A 19,641-nucleotide genomic window follows, 5' to 3' on the forward strand; every position below is an offset into this window, starting at 1 on the left:
GCTCAGGCGTTGGTGGCCGTGCGCAGGCGAGCAATGCGCTCGCTGGCGGGCGGGTGGGAATAGTAGAAGCGCGCGTAAAGCGGGTCGGGCGTCAGGGTGCTGGCATTGTCCTTGAACAGCTTGAGCAGCGCGCTGGCCAGGTCGGCGCCGCTTGTCTGTTGCTGGGCGTAGGCATCGGCCTGGAACTCGTGGCGGCGCGACAGCTGAGCCATGAGCGGCGAAAGAAAATAGGTGAAGAGTGGCACCACCAGCAGGAACAGCAGGAGCGCCATCGCATCGTTGGGTGCGTCCAGTGAGGGCGTCACGCCCAGTCCGCTGTAAAACCAGGCCTGTCCCGATACCCAGCCCAAGACCGCAAAGCCCAGCAGGCTGAAGGCAAACATCATCACGATGCGCTGGATGATGTGGCGGTGTTTGTAGTGGCCCAGTTCGTGCGCCAGTACCGCGTCGACTTCGGGTGGCGTGAGCTGCTGCAGCAAAGTGTCGAAAAACACCACGCGCTTGGCTGCGCCGAATCCGGTGAAGTACGCGTTGGCGTGCGCACTGCGCTTGCTGCCGTCCATCACGAACAAGCCTTTGGCGGCGAAGCCGCAGCGCTGCATCAGCGCCTGCACACGGGTTCTCAGGCTTTCGTCCTGCAAGGGTTCGAACTTGTTGAACAGCGGCGCGATCACGGTCGGGTACAGGACCAGCAGCAGCAGGTTGAAGCCCATCCAAACGCCCCAGGCCCAGAGCCACCAGACCGGACCCGCAACGCTCATGAGCCACAGGACCAGGGCGGCGATCGGCAGACCCACCAGCACACCCACAGCGGTGCCTTTGACCAGGTCACCCAGCCACAGAGAGAGCGTCATCTTGTTGAAACCGAAGCGCTCCTCGATCCGGAAGGTCGACCACCAGCTCAGTGGCAGGGAAATCAACCCGCCAATCAAAGCAAACGAGCCAATCAGGGCCAGCTGCTGCAGCAGGCCTCCACCCAGCGCGTCGAGCAGCAGGCCGTTGAGCCAGTCCAGCCCGCCCAGCAAGGTCCAGCCCAGCAGCAGCGCCGCTTCCAGACTGGTCTCCAGCAGGCCGAAGCGCGACTTGGTGATGGTGTAGTCGGCGGCTTTCTGGTGGGCGGCGAGCGTGATGGTGTCGGCAAAGGACGGCGGCACCTCGTTGCGGTGGCGTGCCACAAAGCGCATCTGACGGCTGGCCAGCGCGGTGCGCGTGAGCAGGCCAGTCACCAGCAGGGCACAGAAGAGGGCGGTCATGATCCAGGCGGCGTTGTCCATGGGTGGGGAGTCTATCGAAGCACCGTTGCCTGCGCTGGCGGCGGGGCAGTCGGCAGGATCGGCGAAAATCCTGGCATGACATTGCCCACTGCCCCCCTCCCCACAGCCCTGGCGCTCCCGACACTGGTCAAGAGTGACCAGAACCTGGTCTGGATCGATTGCGAAATGAGCGGCCTCGACCCGGAAAATGAACGTTTGCTGGAGATCGCGGTGGTGATCACCGGTCCCCAGCTCACGCCGCGCGTGGAGGGGCCGGTGGTGGTGGTCCACCAAAGCGACGAGGTGCTTGACGCCATGGATGCCTGGAACAAAGGCACCCACGGCAAAAGCGGCCTGATCGACAAGGTGCGCGCCAGCACGGTGGACGAAGAGCAGGCGCAGGCTACGCTGCTGGCTTTCATTGCCCAGTACGTGCCCAAGAGCGGATCACCCATGTGTGGCAACACCATCAGCCAGGACCGGCGCTTTCTGGTGAAGTACATGCCCCAGCTGGAGGCCTACTTCCACTACCGCTGCCTGGATGTGAGCACGCTCAAGGAACTCGCCAAGCGCTGGCGTCCCGAGGTTTACGCCAGCTTCAAGAAGCACCAGAAACACACCGCGCTGGCAGACGTGCACGAGTCGATTGACGAGCTGGAGCACTACCGAACCCACTTCCTGCGCTGAAGCTCGGGTGCGGAATCAGCCGCCTCTGGCACGTTGACTACATGTCAAAATCGTGCGATTCACATGAAAAAATCATGACAAAAAAATCTCGTATCCGCTGGGTGACGAAGTACCAGGACGTGCTCCAGCTTGGCGCCGCGCTGGCGTTTTTGCTGGCGGTGGGGCTGTATGCCTCGGTTCGCGGGGTGGACGTGGCAGGGCTCAGTGGCCCCGCGGTGTGGCTGCTCATCATCTCCGCGGTGGTTGGTGGCTACATGGCCATGAACATCGGGGCCAACGACGTGGCCAACAACCTGGGGCCAGCAGTGGGGTCGGGTGCCATCACCATGGGGTGGGCGATCCTGATCGCGGCGGTGTTCGAGGCCATGGGCGCCATCGTCGCCGGCGGCGAAGTGGTGGGCACCATCAAGGGCGGCATCATCGACAGCAAACAGATCGCCAATGCCAGTCTGTTCGCTTGGATGATGTTCTCAGCGCTTTTGGCGGGAGCCCTGTGGCTCAACTTGGCCACTGCGATCGGCGCACCGGTATCCACCACCCACTCCATCATCGGCGCGGTGATGGGCGCGGGCATCGCCGCTGGCGGTTGGGGTCTGGTGAACTGGGACACCATCGGCAACATCGTGCTGAGCTGGCTGGTGTCACCGCTGACGGGTGGCGCGATCGCCGCGGCGTTTCTGTATGTCATCAAGCGCAGCATCACCTACCGCAGCGAAATGACTGAGGCCGCCGCGCGCGTCGTGCCGTGGCTGATTGCGGTCATGGCCTGGGCCTTCGGTACGTACATGATGCTCAAAGGTCTGGGGCAGTTGGTGAAGGTGAGTTTCCCGGTGGCGCTGGCCGCAGGCGCTGGCATGGCCGTGCTGGCCTGGGTGGTGGTTCACAAACCGGTGGCCCGCCTGGCGCAGCAGCAGGAGAACAGCAAGCAGGGCGTGAATCGCCTGTTCACCTGGCCGCTGGTGTGCTCGGCCGCGCTGCTGAGTTTTGCCCACGGCGCCAACGATGTGGCCAATGCGGTGGGCCCGCTGGCGGCGATCTACGAGGCAGTCAAGTCGGGCGCCATCGCCACCAAGGCCGCCACGCCGCTGTGGGTGATGGTGCTGGGGGCACTGGGTTTGTCGGTGGGACTGGCGCTCTATGGCGCGCGCCTGATCAAGACGGTGGGCAAGGAAATTACCGAGCTGGACAACATGCGCGCGTTCTCCATCGCCATGGCCGCCACCATCACCGTGATCGTGGCCTCGCAGCTGGGCATGCCGGTGTCCACCACCCACGTGACCATCGGCGCGGTGTTCGGCGTGGGCTTTCTGCGCGAGCTGCTCAAGGTGAACTACGCCAAGATGGAGTCGGTGGTGTTCGCAGGTCACCAGGGCGAGGACCGCGAAGAGGTACAGGCCTACCTGCAGCGCTTCGAGGCTGCCGAAGTGAAAGAAAAGAAGCGCATGCTGGCTGATATGAAGCGGCGCACCAAATTGCGCGAGCAGACCGAGGGTGCGGTGTTTGCCAAGAACGAGCGGCGAGCGTTCAAGAAGGCGTACCGCAAGGAAATCGTCAAGCGATCGGCGGTGCTGCGCATCGTCGCTGCCTGGATTATCACCGTGCCCGCCACTGCGGTGCTGGCAGCGATTCTGTTCCACATCGTTTCCGCCGTTCTGGGCTGACTGCAAAACAACGCTAGGGTTTTCCCGAAAACTCTGCGATAATGTGAGGCTTCGCAGGCAACTGCGATGATTTGTGCATCTGCCTCACACACAGGCCTCCCGAACACAGCTGACACAACCCCTTGCGGGACGTCAGCCGCCCTGGTTCTCCCAGCGGCGATGCGGATGAGGTCAATCGCTCCCGGCGTCACCCGAAGTCTTGTGACCCATGGCGCGTTGCCCGTTTGATGGTTGATGTTTTGTAACCACGAACGGATTCAGCGCCCGGGAGCGCTCGCCTACTGTTGGCGGCGTCTTATTTCCTGAGCTTTGATTCGATCAATTGCGCCCAAGCGCAAGGACGAACATGAGCGACTCTTTTGAAGAACGCGGCGATTTCACGCCCGAACAAACAACCGATTTCACGCCCGGCGCCACGGAGGACATCCTGTCGCCCGAAGTCGATACCGACAACCCTGCAGAAGCGGCGCCCGCGGAACCCAACGGTTTTGAACTGCTGGGTCTGGCGCCCGAACTGGTGCAGGCCTGCGCCGACCTGGGATACGTGCAGCCCACGCAGGTGCAGAACAACGTCATACCCAAGGCTATGCTGGCCGAAGGTGAGCAGCGTTACGCCGACCTGATGGTGTCCAGCCAGACCGGCAGCGGCAAGACCGCGGCCTTCCTGTTGCCCGTGTTGCATACCCTGCTGAAGCAGCAAGCCGCCGCCGAAGCCAAGGAGCGCGCTGATTTCGAACGCGCTACAGCGGATGCTTTGGCCAAAGGCGAGGCCGCACCCAAGCGCCCCAAGCGCAAGGACCCGACCAGCCCGCGCAACTTCAAGGCCGCCACCCCTGGCGCCCTGATCGTCTGCCCAACGCGCGAACTTGCCCAGCAAGTTGCCCATGATGCGATCGATCTGGTGCGCCATTGCCGTGGCCTGCGCGTGGCCAACGTGGTGGGTGGCATGCCTTACCAGCTGCAAATCGCCAAACTGCAAAACGCCGACCTCGTGGTGGCCACGCCAGGCCGCCTGCTGGACCTGCAGCGCTCGCAGCAGCTCAAGCTCGACCAGGTGCAGTTTCTGGTGGTGGACGAGGCCGATCGCATGCTCGACCTCGGCTTCTCCGATGACCTGGCCGACATCAACGACCTGACCAGCCAGCGCGGTCAGACCATGATGTTCTCCGCCACGTTTGCGCCTCGCATTCAGCAACTCGCCATGCGCGTGATGCACGAAGGCGGCAAGCATGTGCAAAAGGTGCAGATCGACACACCGCAGGAGCAGCACGCAAACATTGAGCAGAAGCTGTTCTGGGCCGACAACGCCGACCACAAGCGCAAACTTCTTGACCACTGGTTGCGCGACACCAGCATCAACCAGGCGATCGTTTTCTGCAGCACGCAGATTGAATGCGATGGCCTGGCCACCGACTTGCAGCAGGTCGGCTTTGCCGCCGTCGCACTGCATGGCGCGCTCAGTCAGGGCGTGCGCAACCGCCGCTTGATGGCGCTGCGCAATGGCCAGGTGCAGATCCTGGTGGCGACCGATGTGGCCGCCCGCGGCATCGACGTGCCCACCATCACCCACGTGTTCAACTTCGGTCTTCCGATGAAGGCGGAGGACTACACCCACCGCATCGGCCGCACCGGTCGTGCCGGCCGCGATGGCCTGGCCGTGACCTTCGCCGAAATGCGCGATCGCCGCAAGATTTTCGACATCGAGGCCTTCACGCGACAGCGCATCACCGTGGACACCGTGACCGGCATGGAGCCACGCCAGCGTGCGCCGATGAATGAGCCCATGGGCCGCGGTGCGCCAGGCCGCAACTACGCCAACGCACGAGGCAATGACCGCTTTGGTGGTGATCGCCGCGGTGCACCGGCGCGTGGTCCGCGTTTCGAAGGCCGGGGCGATGCGCCGCGCTTTGAAGGCAACCGCAACGATGCACCTCGCGCTGACAACCGCTTCGACCCGCGCAGCGCGCCGCGCGCTGACAACCGCTTCGATCGAGGCGGCGACAGCCGCCCAGCGCCGCGGGGCTTTGGCGATCGAGGTGCTCCTGGCATGGGTGCTCGCCCTTCGGGCTTTTCCAACGCGCCGCGCAACGATCGCGGTGGTGATCGTTTCGCCGATCGCGGCACAGGCGAGCGCGCAGTGATGCGCGGTGAATTTGCACCGCGTCGCCCGGCTGGTGCGCCTTCGCGCCCGGTGGCGCGCCGCAATCCTCGCTGAGCACTTTGCAGCAACAACAAAAAAGCCGGACGTTTCGTCCGGCTTTTTTTTCGTTTGGTGGAGACGAGGAGGATCGAACTCCCGACCTTCGCATTGCGAACGCGACGCTCTCCCAGCTGAGCTACGTCCCCGTGCGAAAACTTTAGCAGAGACCAGTTCGATCGGTGGCAGCTATTGGGTCCTCAGCGCATGCCGTTGCGCTGCGCGAGTTCGACGAACAGAGCGGAATGGTCGAGATCACCCAGGCCGTGCTCTACCGCCTGCGAAAACAGCTGCTCGAAGAGGGTGGTGATCGGCGCCTCGAAGCCCACGGCCTGTGCGGTGGTGAGGGCATTGCGCATGTCCTTGAGCTGCACCGTGATGGCGGCGCGCTTGGTGAAGTCGCGCTGCACCATGCGCTCGCCGTGCACCTGCAGGATGCGGCTGTCGGCAAAGCCTCCGGTGATCGCCTGGCGCACCTGGCCCATGTCGGCGCCACCTTTTTCGCACATCAGCAAGGCCTCGGCGACCGCACCAATGGTGATGCCGACGATCATCTGGTTGGCCAGTTTGGCAAGCTGACCCGCGCCATGAGGGCCCACATGAGTGAGCCTGCCCAGAGCTTCGAGCACAGGCCGGGCGCGTTCTACACCGGCAGCCTCGCCGCCGGCCATGATGGCCAGTGTGCCTTGCTCGGCGCCCACTGTGCCACCGGAAACCGGCGCGTCCATGTGCTGTGCACCGTGCGAGGCCAGGCGTTGGGCCTGATCACGTGCCTGCGCCGGCAAGATGGACGACATGTCGATCACGAGCGTGCCGGGGCGTATGGCCGCGAGGGTATCGGGATGCATGAGCACCGACTCCACCACCTCACCGTTTTCCAGCAGTGTGATCACCAGGTCGGCCTGTGCCACTGCCTCGGCAGCCGAATCGGCCACCCTGGCGCCGAACGGCAGCAGGCGCTCGGCTTTGCTGCGCGATCGATTCCAGGCGCGCACCGGTATGTTGGCCTCGCACAGGCGCCGTGCCATGGGAAAACCCATGAGGCCGATGCCGAGCACGGCCACAGTCGGTGAGGAAGGTGTTGCGGCTGGTGCGGTGTGGTTCATGTCATGCTCAATCGGACGATCCCAAAATTGTAGGCGCCATGTGCGCAATGGTTCCAAGAGCTGCGTGACACAATGGCGCGACCATGAATCTCAAATCCGTTTCCTCCAACCGTTCCGATCCGGCCTGGCTGGATCTTCAGTACAACAACCGTGCTCTGGTACCCGAGCATGCGGCGCATTTTGAGCGCTGGGCGGCGGCCTCCGCTCAGGCGCGCCAGGGCTTGCCATGCCTGCTCGATGTGGCCTATGGCCACGGTCCGGGCGAGACGCTTGACGTCTTTCCCGCGCCGCGCAAACACGGGCGCCCGCCTGCGCCGGTCTTGGTGTTCATTCATGGCGGCTACTGGCGCAGCCTGGACAAGTCCGATCACTCCTTCATCGCGCCGGCTTTTGTCAAACAGGGCGCTTGCGTGGTGATTCCCAACTACGCACTGTGTCCGGCGGTCACCATCCCCCAGATTGCGCTGCAGATGACGCAGGCGCTGGCCTGGGTGTACCGGTATATCGGTACACATGGCGGTGACCCTCAGCGCATCACCTTGGTGGGCCATTCGGCCGGAGGCCACCTGGCCGCCATGATGCTGGCCTGCCAGTGGTCACTGGTAGGGCAAGACCTGCCGGACGCACTGGTGCAAAGCGCGATGTCGATCTCGGGCGTATTTGACCTCGAGCCGCTGCGCCACACTCCGTTTCTGAAGGACTCGCTGCGCCTGACGCCCAGACAGGTGAGCCAGGCCAGCCCCGCAGGTTTTGCGGCGCCGCCACTGCAGGACGGCCGTGGTGAGCTGATTGCGGTGGCAGGCGCGGACGAAAGCGATGAGTTCGTGCGCCAGAACCAGCTCATTCAATCCGCTTGGGGCAAAGAGATCGTGCCCGTGTGCGAAACCTTGCCGGGGCTGAACCATTTCAGCGTGCTGGAAGCCCTGGTCGACCCCCGGCACCGCCTGCACAAGCTGGCGAAGCAGTTGCTCAAAGACTGAGTTGAGTCAAAGGCCCCTCGCCATCGAGGTGCGTTGATTCAGGGATGCCGCGGAACTGGCTTCGCCAGGCCGCAGGTATCGCCCCCTGGGGGTCATGCCGCAAGCGACTCGGGGGTGGGTTTACATGAACAGATGCTCGCCCGCATTGTCCCCACCCAGAATGACGTAGTTCACCTTGCGCACGTCCATCAACCTGGTGCCGCCGGCATAGCTGATCGAGCTTTGCACGTCCTGCTCCATTTCGGTGAGCGTTTGCGCCAGCGTGCCCTTCACGGGCTCCAGGATGCGCTTGCCTTCCACGTGCTTGTACTCGCCTTTGTTGAAGTCGCTCGCCGAGCCGTAGTACTCCTTGTAGAGCACGCCATCGACCTCGACTGTCTGCCCGGGCGACTCTTGGTGGCCCGCAAACAGCGAGCCGATCATGACCATGGACGCGCCAAACCGGATACTCTTGGCGATGTCCCCATGGCTGCGGATACCGCCGTCGGCAATGATGGGTTTGGTGGCCACGCGCGCGCACCACTTGAGCGCGCTCAGCTGCCAGCCACCGGTGCCGAAACCGGTCTTGAGCTTGGTGATGCAGACCTTGCCCGGGCCCACTCCCACCTTGGTCGCATCTGCGCCCCAGGTCTCCAGGTCAATCACCGCTTCGGGCGTGGCCACGTTGCCAGCGATCACGAAGGACATCGGCAGCTTTTCTTTCAAATAACCGATCATGGCCTTCACCGTGTCGGCATGGCCATGGGCGATGTCGATGGTGATGTATTCGGGCGCCAGTCCTTCGGCCGCGAAGCGATCCACCGTGGCGTAGTCCGCCGCCTTGACGCCGAGCGAGATCGACGCGTAAACGCCTTGATCGCGCATCTGCTGTACAAACTTCACGTTGTCCAGGTCGAAGCGGTGCATCACATAGAAGTAGCCGTTTTGCGCCAACCACAGGCTGATCTTCTCGTCGATCACCGTCTTCATGTTGGCCGGCACCACCGGCAGACGGAAGCTGCGCCCGCCCAGTTCAACGCTGGTATCGCACTCGGATCGGCTTTCCACGCGGCACTTGCGCGGCAGCAGCAGGATGTTGTCGTAGTCGAAGATTTCCATAAGGACTTTCAATCACCCCCGCGGCGCCTTCGGCACCATGCCCTCAAGGGGGCGCCACTGGCGGCCTGGCAAAGCCAGTTCCGCGGTGGCCTGGGGCTTCGCGCGATTCGGGATGGGTCTGGCAAGGCGAAAAAAAACCGGGCGCAACTGCTTGGGCCCGGTGGCTGATTGTAGGCGGATAGGGCGCTATGTGCGGTACTCGCAGAATTGCGCGGCGTATGAGGCTCATATGGAGCGGCATATGGCAGTCGCAGCGCTGAGGGCTTCCTACAATCCCCGTCATGCTGTTTGAAGATTCCACCGCTCCCTCGCCGCTCCTCGCAGGCCTCAACCCCGAGCAGGCGGCCGCCGTGACCTTGCCGCCAGAGCATGCGCTCATCCTGGCGGGGGCGGGCTCGGGGAAGACCCGGGTGCTGACGACCCGCATCGCCTGGTTGCTGCAGACCGGGCAGGTCGGTCCTGGCGGCATCCTGGCCGTGACCTTCACCAACAAGGCTGCCAAGGAGATGATGACGCGCCTGTCCAGCATGTTGCCGGTCAACGTGCGCGGCATGTGGATCGGCACTTTTCACGGCCTGTGCAACCGCTTCCTGCGGGCGCACCACAAGCTCGCCGGCTTGCCGCAAAGCTTTCAAATCCTCGACACACAGGACCAGCTCTCGGCGATCAAGCGCCTTTGTAAACAGTTCAACGTCGACGATGAGCGCTTTCCGCCCAAGCAGGTGCAGTACTTCATCAGCGGTTGCAAGGAAGATGGGCAACGCCCTGGCGACGTCAAGGTGCGCGACGAAGAAACGCGCAAGAAGGTAGAGCTTTACCAGCTCTACGAAGAGCAATGCCAGCGCGAAGGCGTGGTGGATTTTGGCGAGCTCATGCTGCGCAGCTACGAGGTCTTGCGCGACAACGACCCGGTGCGCGAACACTACCAGCGGCGCTTCAAGCACATCCTGATCGACGAGTTCCAGGATACCAACCGTCTGCAGTACGCGTGGATCAAGATGTTCAGCACGCCACCGATCGAGGGGCTCACGCCGGCTGGCAATGCGGTGTTCGCGGTGGGTGATGATGACCAGAGTATTTACGCCTTTCGTGGGGCACGCGTGGGCAACATGGCCGACTTTGTGCGCGAATTTCGCGTGGCGCACCAGATCAAGCTGGAGCAGAACTACCGCAGCGCCAGCAACATCCTCGATTCGGCCAACCAGCTGATCGCCAACAACAGCCGACGCCTCGGCAAAAACCTGCGCACCGACGCCGGCGCTGGCGAGCCGGTTCGCGTGTTCGAGGCCACCAGCGATTTTGCCGAGGCGCAATGGATGGTGGACGAGATGAAGCAGCTCGCGCGCGAGGATGTGCCCAAGCGCGAGATGGCGATTCTCTACCGCAGCAACGCACAAAGTCGCGTGGTCGAGACGGCGCTGTTCAACGCTGGCATGCCGTACCGCGTGTACGGAGGTCTGAGGTTTTTTGAACGCGCCGAGATCAAGCACGCGCTGGCCTATCTGCGCCTGCTGGAGAACCCACACGACGACACCAGCTTCTTGCGCGTGGTGAATTTCCCGGCGCGTGGCATTGGTGCGCGGAGCATCGAGCAGCTGCAGGACGTGGCGCGCGGCGCCGGTTGTTCGCTGCACGATGCGGTGAGTGCGGTCACTGGCCGCGCTGGCGTGGCCATCGGTACTTTTGTGGCGAAGCTGGACGTGATGCGCGAGCAGACCGAGGGCCGTACGCTGCGAGAGATCATCGAGCTGGTGCTCGCGCACAGCGGCCTGATCGAGCACTACCGCACCGAGCGCGAAGGCCAGGACCGGGTGGAGAACCTGGAGGAACTGGTCAACGCGGCCGAAAGCTTTGTGAGCATCGAAGGTTTTGGCCGCGACGCGGTCGCGCTGCCGGTGGATGAACTGGGCCAGGCCCTGACGCAAAGCCCGGTGAGCCAGGGACTGGATCCGGCAACGCCGCTGCTCGACGAGCCGCTGGCGCCGGATGCTGAAACGGGCGAGACGCTCAGCCCGCTGGCGGCCTTCCTGACCCACGCGGCCTTGGAGTCGGGCGACAACCAGGCCCAGGCCGGGCAGGACGCGGTGCAGCTCATGACGGTGCACGCGGCCAAGGGCCTCGAATTCGACTGCGTATTCATCACCGGTATGGAGGAGGGCCTGTTCCCGCACGAAAACGCCATGAGCGATCACGATGGGCTGGAAGAAGAACGACGCCTGATGTATGTGGCCATCACGCGCGCGCGCAAGCGCCTCTATCTCAGCCATTCGCAGACGCGCATGCTGCATGGCCAGACCCGCTACAACCTCAAGAGCCGCTTCTTTGACGAGCTGCCCGAAGCCTGTCTGAAATGGCTCACGCCGCAGCAGCCGGCCTGGGGTGGGACAGCCGCAGCGTCTGGCAGCTGGTCTGGTGGGCGCGGTGGCGCCGCGGCGCTGCAGCCAGCCTGGTCACCGGGCTGGGCGTCGGGCAGCGACCCCAAAGGTCTGGGTGGAAAGAGCAACCCCGAACCCGATCGCGGCACCGACATCAAGGCCGGTCAAAAGGTGTTTCACAACAAGTTTGGCGAAGGCAAGGTACTGGCGCTCGAAGGCGTTGGGCCTGATACGCGCGCCCAAGTCAACTTCACGCGGCACGGCGTGAAGTGGCTGGCACTCAGCGTGGCCAAGCTGACGCCGGTCGACGACTGAAACGGCTCAGGCAGACTTGCTCTCGGCTTGGCTGTCCTTGTGCTTGCCGGCCTTGGAGGATGGTGTGTCTTCCACCTGCACTGAAACGTCGATCAAACGAACCTTGCTGGCGTAGTACCGGTCCAGCCGCCATTCGATCATCACCTCAAACGCCAGCCCGAAGTCGTCGTAGTCAAGCTGGTACAACTCGCCTAGAACAAACGGCTTGTTCGTTTCGAGTGCGACCACCAGGGAAGACAGGGTTTTGGCAGCAACAGAGTCAGGTTGTTTCTCGATCAGTTTTCTGGCTTTTTTGAGTGCGAGCATGGGGCTTATCCGGTGTGCGAAAAAGTGCGTGGACGCGAGATCCTGAAGAGGAACAAAGCATTCACGATTTAAGGATACCGGGCTGTGCGCTGATTTTCGTGACAAAGAGATGACAAGCTTAAGGGCCTGTCGGGCTCTTGGTCCGTCACGGGCTTGTCACGCCGCCAGCAGACCATTCGGGCTTCTTTCAACCCCGCATGGAGCCTCTGCATGTCCGACCCGACCGACGAAATCTGCAACCATTCTTCCAACGAACACTTTGCCCAGGTGTTGGCGCGCAGCCAGCAAGCCGGCCTCTCTCGCCGCCAGCTGATCCGCGGTGGCGTGGGTTTGGCGGCATTGGGTTCGCTGCCGCTGCTGGCGGCTTGCGGCGGCGGTGACGACCCTGCGCCGACCGCGCCAACTGCGCCTACGGCCACGCAGTTGGGCTTCAGTGCAGTGGACAAGGCGCTGCTGGACGATGTGATCCTGCCCGCTGGTTACACCTACTCCGTGCTTCACGCCACCGGCGACACCATCGACCCGCTCACCCCCGCTTACAGCAACCAGGGCACCGAAGCCGATGACTGGGCGAACCGCATCGGCGATCACCACGACGGCATGGACATTTTCTTCATCAACGCTGCTGGCAACTACACCACGCAAGACACTGGCCGTGCGGTCCTGGCGGTGAACCACGAGAGTTCGGCCGACGCGCACTTCTTCCATGCTCGCGGTCAGACCACCAACAGCGTGAACGGCAAGAAGTTCAGCCAGTTCGGTGGCTGGGATCTGGGCACACGGCTGGAGTCCGAGGTGCTCAAGGAGATCAACCACCACGGCGTCTCGATGGTGGAGATCAACCGCAGCAGCACGGGAGCCTGGAGCTACCGGACGGACTCGGCCTTCAACCGCCGCGTCAACGGGCAGACGGTGATGCGCATCGCCGGCCCGGCTGCGCACCTTAACGATATCCGCGCGTTCATGGCGACCCAGTACGACCCAAGCGGTGCCACCTCACGCGGCACCCTCAACAACTGCGGACATGGCAAGACGCCCTGGGGCACCTACCTGGGTTGTGAGGAGAACTGGGCGGTGTACTTCTTCATGCCCAATGGATCGACGCCGGTTGACGCCAAAACCCTGGCGTCTCGTGCACGTTATGGTGTGGCCCGGGTGCCTCTTTCGGGTACCGCCACGGCAGCCGGATCGCAAGGCTGGTCGGCTGTGGCCTCGGCCGCGACCGACGACCGCTTTGGCCGCTGGAACGTGTCAGCCTCTGGCGCCACGGCCGCAGACGACTTCCGCAACGAGCCCAACACCTTTGGCTACAACGTCGAGATCGATCCGCTGCGCCCGAACGCGCAACCCGCCAAGCGTGTGGCCATGGGCCGCTTCGCGCACGAGGCCGCCGTCTGCAGCATCCCGGTGGAGGGCCAGCCGCTGGCCTTCTACATGGGCTGTGACTCGCGCAACGAGTACATCTACAAGTTCGTGTCCACTGCGGTGTGGGACCCGGCCGACGTGGGCCGTGGCATGGTCGCTGGCGACAAGTACCTGAACGAAGGCAAGCTGTATGTGGCGAGATTCAACGACGATGGCAGCGGCGCCTGGATCGAACTCACCAAAGCGGCGGTGGATGCGTTGACCACCCCCTACACCGCCTATACCTTCGACAACCAGGCCGATGTACTGGTCAACACCCGTCACGCCGCCAGTGCGCTGGGTGCCACCAAGATGGACCGTCCGGAGTGGGGGGCCATCAACCCGAAAAACGGCGAGGTGTACTTCTGCCTGACCAACACCAACCTGAGCAGCCGCAGCGTGATGCAAACCGATGCCGCGAACCCGCGCGCCTACAGCGACAGCGACGGCAACGCGGGCTCTGGCAACCCCAACGGCCACATCATCCGTTTCAAGGAAGCCGCGGGCGCGTCGACGGCGGTGGCCTTCACCTGGGACATCTTCCTGTTTGGCGCCGAGGAAGACGCGGGTGCGGGTATCAACCTGTCGGGCCTTACGGCCAGCAACGACTTTTCGTCACCCGACGGCCTGTGGTTCAGCCAGGCCACCGGCATCTGCTGGATCCAGACCGATGATGGCGCTTATGGCGATGTCACCAACAACATGCTGCTCGCCGCCATCCCCGGTGAGGTGGGCGATGGCTCGGCCATCACGGTCAACAACAGCATCGGTAGTGACAGCAAGGCTACGCCTACCTTCCTGGGCGCGGCCCTGGGCCAAACCCGCTTGCGCCGCTTTTTGACCGGGCCGGTGGGTTGTGAGATCACCGGGCTGACCGAGTCGCCCGACGGCAAGACGATCTTCGTGAATATCCAGCACCCTGGCGAAGACACGGTAGCCCTTGGCGCCGCAACCGACTTCACCCACACCAGTCAGTGGCCTTCCAACGCCGGCTACGGGCCAGGTTCGCGCCCACGCTCGGCGACCATCGTGATCCGCCGCACCGACGGCGGCGTGATCGGCGTCTGACCGGCGCGGCGTGCGCGCCCTCAAGCCCGAGGCTTCGTCAGGAGCTTCGGGCTTTTTTCTGCACGGTCCAACCTGACCGCGCGGAATGCGGGGCGATCCATCCCGTTCCGAAACGCCTGGAGCAGCCATCAACTTCACCCTCCCGGGCCTGTTGTTCGCAGCCGTCCTGGCCGCTCCCGTGGCTTTTGCAGCCGAATTTCACCCATTTCGGTCCGACGGTCTCCAGGCGCCTCAAGCTGGCGCGCAGAGCCATTGCGGCCAAGGATTGGGTGCATGCGCTGAGTGAACTCAACACCGCGGCGCGCGAAGAGTCCCGCAACGCCGAGGTGCACAACCTGCTGGGTTACAGCCAACTCAAGCAGCCTGCCGAAGCCGAGAAGCACCTGGCCGTGCTGGAGCAGCTGAATGGCAACAAGACCTGCGAGGAAAACGTCGATCTGGCCCAGGCCCTGAGCGACTACCGGGCGAAGAACCCCGGCTGAGCGGTCTGTATCTCTGAAAGGCCGCCCGTCACTGCCCAGTCGCCGTGACGGTGCAGGTGAGTGTGAAGCTCATCAGACCGCCGGCATTGAGTGCCGGGATGATCACCCCGCCCGCTGCCTGCAAGTTGGCCACCGAGAGCTGGCCGGGTGAGGTGCCCACCGTGGGGCAGGTGCCACCGGTCGGAGACGGCGTCACGCTGCAAGCGGGCGCCGGCGCTGCGGAGCAATCGAGCCCGGTGGTAGAGGGGTCTCGCAGCACCGCGTTGGCCACGTTGAAGCCCTCGAGGTTACTCACGGTGATGGTGTAGATGGTGGTCTGCCCGGCGACGACGCCGTTCACGGTATTGGTCTTGGTGATGGCCAGGTTGGCTGATCGGCTGGCGCTGGCGGTGGCCGTGCCGCTGTTGTTTGAAGTCACCGGGTCGGGCAGGGCCACCACGGTGGTGGTGCCCGAGCGGTTGCTGCCGCTGACGGTGGCCACGTTGGCGTAGGAACTGGTGCCGGTGCCGGTGCTGTTCACCGAGGCCACCAGGGTCAGCGTTTCAGTGAAGAAGGCGGGCAGGCTGGGCAGCGTCCAGACGCCAGAGGCGTAGCTGCCACTGCTGGGGGAGGTGCTGGTCAGGGTGAGGCCTGGGGGCAGTGGGTCGGCGATGGTCACCGACTGCGCCGGGCTGGGGCCCAGGTTGCCCACCGAGACGGTGAAGGTCACGGTCTGGCCGAATGTCACGGGCGTGGTCGGGCTGACCGTCTTGCGGACGTTGATGTCCGCTTCTTCTACCGTTGCGATAGCGCATTGGGCGCCGTCGGTCGTGCCAGCAGCGCCAACAAACGCCGCCGGGATCGCTGTGATGGCCACCGCAGCCGGTGTGCCGCTGGCGAAGTTGTCGATGCGAAAAAACTCGTTGGTGCCGTTGTTGAACACAAAGAACGAGTTGGACGGTCGGTCAAAAAAGGCCGAACCAATACCACCCACGCTGGGCGCCACGGCCAGCGTGGTGAGGTTGGCCGTGGCGGCTGCGTCGTTGAGCTGGATGCGGTAGTGGGTGGTGCCCGTGGTTCCGTACAGGATGCCGTTGACGCCATCGCTCGCCGTGGAAAATGCCATGTCGCCGAAGTTGTTGGCAGCACCGCTGAGTGCGTAGGAACGCGCCACCGTGAGAGCGGCAGAGGTGCCCGCAGGCGGAATGTTGTCGATGCGAAAGACCGTGAGGGGGCTGATACCACCACCGCCTTGGCCCACCAGGTAGTAGCGGCCGCCCTCGTCAAACGCCGCGCCTGTGGGGTTGCCGAAGCCCGTCAGGCCACCAATTGAGCCCACAAGCTCTGCACCCGCCTGCCCCAAGCGGTACAGGTTGCCGGAGTTGCCTGTCGACAGCGCGTACAGGTAGCCGTCGCGCGAATTGAATCCGAGGGCATTGAGTTGCAGCGGCAACCGGCCGTTGGGCAGGCTGGCATAGGCGTTGGTAGGCGCCGTGGTCAGCGTCGGGTAGCGCACCAGATACGTGGCGTTGCTCGAAGTCTCAATGCGGATTTGGTAGAACTGCGCGTCACACGGAAACGGCGCTCCAGCCTGTGCCCATGCGGTCGAACTTGTGCCGGCGACCAGCGCTGCACCGAGCAGAACGCGCAGTGCACGGGTGAAAGACCTGGCGGCGTCAAACATGGTGGCTGTTGCTCCGGCGGGTGCCGGCTGGGGGCGGTGGCGCGGATTGTAAGAGCAAAGTATGCGTGTTGATGCCCGGCCACTGCGTTGCTGCGCAGCCGCTTGCGTTCAGCGCGCCGGCGGCATCATGGCAGGGTGCATCTGGCCAGGCTTGTCTTCCATGTAGCCCTTGCCGTCCTTCACACCTTTCTTGCCCGCGATCTGCCAGGCGGTGCGCTGGTTGATCAGGCGGGCGAGAAACTCCAACTCTTCGTCGGTGTGGTTGATGGCGTCGGCAGGCGTGATCACGCGTCCCCCTTTGGGGTCGACCTCGCCCCAGAAGGACTGGTGGTAGCTGGACTCCGACAGCGTCCGCTCTCCCCGGGTCGCCACGTCCACAATGCCGTAGCAATTGCAGAAATACGTTCGCTGGTCGGGCATGACTTCGGTGTACACGCCGGTGCCGCGAATGCCGGCGGTGAGTGTGGGCGTGGCGATGGTGCGGCTGCTGCCGCGGCCGAACACGCTGACCACCGCGCCCGTCAGCATGCGAAGCAGGCTCACCGTGTTGATCGTGGTGCCCCGGCCCACCGACAGACGTGAGTTTTGCCGCACGTGGAACGCCGCGTTGCCGATCACGAACACCAGGCGAGATGCCGGTCCAGTCTGCAGATCGTCACCCGTCTGCACCGTCTGCTGCGGGCGCATGCGCTGACCGTTGAGCAGCACGTCGCCCACAAATTCCACCACGTTGCTGCGCTGCTGGGCCATGGCGGCAGGAAGGCCACCCAGTGCCGTCCAGGCCGCAGCGGCCTGCAGCGTCTGGCGGCGCTGGAACCAAAGGACTTCTTCTTCGCTGCGGCCTTGCAGGCTGTGCTGGCTCATGGGGCGTCTCCTACGTGGGAAGTGGGCGTGCGGACGGAGTCTCCGGTGGAAAAACTGTCGCGAAAGCTGAAGAAAATCGAGGTGTGGAACATCGCGGCCATGAGCAGAACCGCTGGGTAAAGAATGAGCTGCATGGCCTGCGCGCCACCGAGCAGCGCGCCGAGCAGGCTGAGCGCCATACCGCCCAGCAGAAACACGCCGACCCAGCCGATGCCGTAAAAGAACATCGCGCCTCGGTTGCCCCAGCAGGCCGCCAGACTGAAAAACAGGCTCTTGGCCGGGCTCACGCCGTGCCAGTGCACCAGCGCGGGTGCGTGCCAGAAGGCCATCAGCACTGGGACGTAAAACAGCATGGCGACCCAAAGCCCCGGACTGAACAGCGCGGCGCTCATCATCTCGGGGGTGACCTCCTTGTTGGCGAGGTCCACAGGCATTGCTCGCGGGTCACTGAACAGCGAGCCCAGCGCCAGCACCATCAGCAGCGAGAAGGCGTACAGCCCGCCCAGGATCAGCATTGGCCGCGCACGCTCAGCACCGGAGCGGAACGCGGTGATCAGCATCACGGGCATGGGGAAGCGACCCTCGGTGGCCTCGCGGGTGGCGGCCATCAGACCCAGGGTGGCGGCCGGCACCAGCACCAGCGACACCGCGCTGCCGATCAGCGGCACGACCGACAGCACCGACACCGCCGCCATGAACATGAAGAACAGACCGGCCATGGCCAGGGGCTGACGCAGAAAGGTCTTCATACCCAGCTTGACCCAGGTGAAGCCGGTGCGGGCGGGAACGAGTTGCAGTTTCATGCGGTGATCAGGTCGGGCTCAGGCGGTCAACAGGCAGGTGTCGAGCAGGGCGGGTACGGCGGTGGGCACCGTCGCCACCCGGTGGCGCAGCACGCGCTCGAAGTGGGCCGGGTCGTGTGCCTGGAGCATGGAAGCTTCGCGCGGCAGGTGCAGGTCCCACAGGCGCGAAAGCCAGAAGCGCAAGGCGCCAGCGCGCAGCATCGCGCCCAGCAACTGGCGCTCGGCGGCGGAAAGCGGCCGCACCGCCTGGTAGGCCCCCATCAAGGCAACCGCCCGCGCTTCATCGTGGACGCCGTCGAAATCGCCGCCGTGGTGCACGCACCAGTCGTTCAGGGTCACCGCGATGTCGAAGACAAAACTGTCGTGGCCTGCAAAGTAAAAATCGAAGAAACCGCTGATCGTGTCGCCAACAAACAGCACGTTGTCGCGGAACAGGTCGGCATGGATCGGGCCTCGCGGCAGAGCCGCATTCGCCGCGCTCGCCGCCACATGGTTCTGGTAGGCCAGCTCGGCGCGCATCAACTGCGCCTGCTCGGGCGTGAGAAACGGCAGCACCACAGGCACGGTCTCATTCCACCACGTCAGGCCGCGCAGGTTGGGCTGCAGTCGGTCGAAGTCGCGGCCCGCCAGGTGCATGCGCGCCAGGGTTTCGCCCACCGCCTCGCAGTGCGCCAGGCTGGGCTGCAGGTCGCTGCCACCTGCCAGCAGGTTCACCACCGCGGCCGGCTTGCCCTGCAGGCTGTGCAGGATCTCGCCCTGCGCATCGGGCACCGGATCGGGTACTGGCACGCCGTGGCGGGCCAGATGCTTCATGAGGTGCAGGTAGTAAGGCAGTTGTTCAAAGCTCAGGCGCTCAAACACGGTGAGCACGTGTTGCAGCGTGGCGCCACCGCGCTCGCTGGTCACGAAATAGTTGGTGTTTTCGATGCCGCCCTGGATACCCTGCAAATCCGTGAGGTCACCCAGGTCGAGCGTGTGCAGGAGCGCGGCGGCTTCCGCGAAGGGAACGTTGGTGTAGACGGCCATGGCGTCAGAAGTCCAGCAGGCGCCAGCTGCTCTTGCCGCTGTTGCCGGTGCGCTCGCTGGCGCCCTGACCGGGCAGCTCGCTTCGCAATGGGGCGATGTCGTAAGCAGGCGAGCCGTTCTTGGGCTGGACTTCGATGCGCCGGGTCTGGCCACCCACACGCAGCTCGTCGATGCGGGTCAGCTGGTCTTCGTGGGTGATGCTCTGCACCCGCTGGCCGGGCGGCAAGGGTGCGCTTTCCGGCGGATTCGCCACGGGCGCCTGGGCACCAGCCGAGAGGCAGAAGCCCAGCGCGAGTGCAGGCAGGAAAGAGCGAATCAGTGACAGCATGCCCCATTGTAGGCAAGGGGCGCCG

At 64.1% G+C, this 19,641-nt stretch carries 16 protein-coding genes and 1 tRNA gene; 7 read left to right on the top strand and 10 right to left on the bottom strand.

All coding sequences use genetic code 11. The annotated features are described in order from the left end of the window. Positions 1-2: 2 nt before the first annotated feature. Positions 3-1,274 carry a M48 family metallopeptidase gene (locus tag QUV25_RS11110; RefSeq protein ID WP_300863839.1) on the bottom strand — a complete coding sequence of 424 codons (1,272 nt, stop codon included), beginning with the start codon at positions 1,272-1,274 and terminating at the stop codon, positions 3-5. 75 nt (positions 1,275-1,349) lie between these two features. Here QUV25_RS11110 and orn point away from each other — a divergent pair, with 75 nt between their 5' ends. The 3 genes from orn (at position 1,350) to QUV25_RS11125 (ending at position 5,816) form a co-directional block, all read left to right on the top strand. Then, positions 1,350-1,940: an oligoribonuclease gene (orn, locus tag QUV25_RS11115; RefSeq protein WP_300863840.1), complete on the top strand. Its 591-nt coding sequence runs from the start codon at positions 1,350-1,352 to the stop codon at positions 1,938-1,940. Between the two features lie 74 nt (positions 1,941-2,014). After that, on the top strand, positions 2,015-3,601 hold the full coding sequence (locus tag QUV25_RS11120; protein WP_300863842.1) for an inorganic phosphate transporter: 1,587 nt from the start codon (positions 2,015-2,017) through the stop codon (positions 3,599-3,601). A gap of 346 nt (positions 3,602-3,947) precedes the next feature. After that, a complete protein-coding gene (locus QUV25_RS11125) occupies positions 3,948-5,816 on the top strand; it encodes a DEAD/DEAH box helicase (protein WP_300863844.1) in 1,869 nt (622 codons plus the stop codon). A 55-nt stretch (positions 5,817-5,871) separates the two neighbouring features. Here QUV25_RS11125 and QUV25_RS11130 read toward each other — a convergent pair. Then, positions 5,872-5,947, bottom strand: a tRNA-Ala gene (locus tag QUV25_RS11130). Between the two features lie 51 nt (positions 5,948-5,998). Next, positions 5,999-6,904: an NAD(P)-dependent oxidoreductase gene (locus QUV25_RS11135; protein WP_300863847.1), complete on the bottom strand. Its 906-nt coding sequence runs from the start codon at positions 6,902-6,904 to the stop codon at positions 5,999-6,001. 83 nt (positions 6,905-6,987) lie between these two features. Between QUV25_RS11135 and QUV25_RS11140 the strand changes: the two genes are divergently transcribed. Beyond that, entirely contained in the window at positions 6,988-7,884 is an 897-nt protein-coding gene (locus tag QUV25_RS11140) for an alpha/beta hydrolase (RefSeq protein ID WP_300863850.1), read from the top strand. A gap of 120 nt (positions 7,885-8,004) precedes the next feature. Here the strand turns inward: QUV25_RS11140 and QUV25_RS11145 are convergent, their stop codons facing one another. Then, positions 8,005-8,982: a GMP reductase gene (locus QUV25_RS11145; RefSeq protein WP_300863853.1), complete on the bottom strand. Its 978-nt coding sequence runs from the start codon at positions 8,980-8,982 to the stop codon at positions 8,005-8,007. Positions 8,983-9,263: 281 nt separating this feature from the next. Here QUV25_RS11145 and QUV25_RS11150 point away from each other — a divergent pair, with 281 nt between their 5' ends. Beyond that, on the top strand, positions 9,264-11,672 hold the full coding sequence (locus QUV25_RS11150) for a UvrD-helicase domain-containing protein (protein WP_300863854.1): 2,409 nt from the start codon (positions 9,264-9,266) through the stop codon (positions 11,670-11,672). A gap of 6 nt (positions 11,673-11,678) precedes the next feature. Here QUV25_RS11150 and QUV25_RS11155 read toward each other — a convergent pair whose 3' ends face one another. After that, positions 11,679-11,978, bottom strand: coding sequence for a hypothetical protein (locus QUV25_RS11155; RefSeq protein WP_300863856.1), 300 nt, complete (start codon positions 11,976-11,978; stop codon positions 11,679-11,681). 210 nt (positions 11,979-12,188) lie between these two features. Between QUV25_RS11155 and QUV25_RS11160 the strand changes: the two genes are divergently transcribed. Together QUV25_RS11160 and QUV25_RS11165 are read left to right on the top strand one after the other, a co-directional pair. Next, positions 12,189-14,450: a PhoX family phosphatase gene (locus QUV25_RS11160; protein ID WP_300863857.1), complete on the top strand. Its 2,262-nt coding sequence runs from the start codon at positions 12,189-12,191 to the stop codon at positions 14,448-14,450. Positions 14,451-14,635: 185 nt separating this feature from the next. Then, positions 14,636-14,932 carry a hypothetical protein gene (locus QUV25_RS11165; protein WP_300863859.1) on the top strand — a complete coding sequence of 99 codons (297 nt, stop codon included), beginning with the start codon at positions 14,636-14,638 and terminating at the stop codon, positions 14,930-14,932. 28 nt (positions 14,933-14,960) lie between these two features. Here QUV25_RS11165 and QUV25_RS11170 read toward each other — a convergent pair whose 3' ends face one another. The 5 genes from QUV25_RS11170 to QUV25_RS11190 form a co-directional block, all read right to left on the bottom strand. After that, a complete protein-coding gene (locus tag QUV25_RS11170; protein ID WP_300863860.1) occupies positions 14,961-16,595 on the bottom strand; it encodes a DUF11 domain-containing protein in 1,635 nt (544 codons plus the stop codon). A gap of 108 nt (positions 16,596-16,703) precedes the next feature. After that, positions 16,704-17,459, bottom strand: a complete 756-nt coding sequence (locus QUV25_RS11175; protein ID WP_300863861.1) for an iron dicitrate transport regulator FecR — start codon at positions 17,457-17,459, stop codon at positions 16,704-16,706. Beyond that, positions 17,456-18,262, bottom strand: coding sequence for a BPSS1780 family membrane protein (locus QUV25_RS11180; protein ID WP_300863862.1), 807 nt, complete (start codon positions 18,260-18,262; stop codon positions 17,456-17,458). Before QUV25_RS11180 ends, QUV25_RS11175 begins: the two co-directional genes overlap by 4 nt. Before the next feature lie 18 nt (positions 18,263-18,280). Next, a complete protein-coding gene (locus QUV25_RS11185) occupies positions 18,281-19,288 on the bottom strand; it encodes a homoserine kinase (RefSeq protein ID WP_300863863.1) in 1,008 nt (335 codons plus the stop codon). A 4-nt stretch (positions 19,289-19,292) separates the two neighbouring features. Next, positions 19,293-19,616: a hypothetical protein gene (locus QUV25_RS11190; RefSeq protein ID WP_300863864.1), complete on the bottom strand. Its 324-nt coding sequence runs from the start codon at positions 19,614-19,616 to the stop codon at positions 19,293-19,295. Between the last annotated feature and the right edge of the window lie 25 nt (positions 19,617-19,641).

It is taken from the genome of Hydrogenophaga sp. (assembly GCF_030373245.1).
GTDB lineage: Bacteria > Pseudomonadota > Gammaproteobacteria > Burkholderiales > Burkholderiaceae_C > Hydrogenophaga.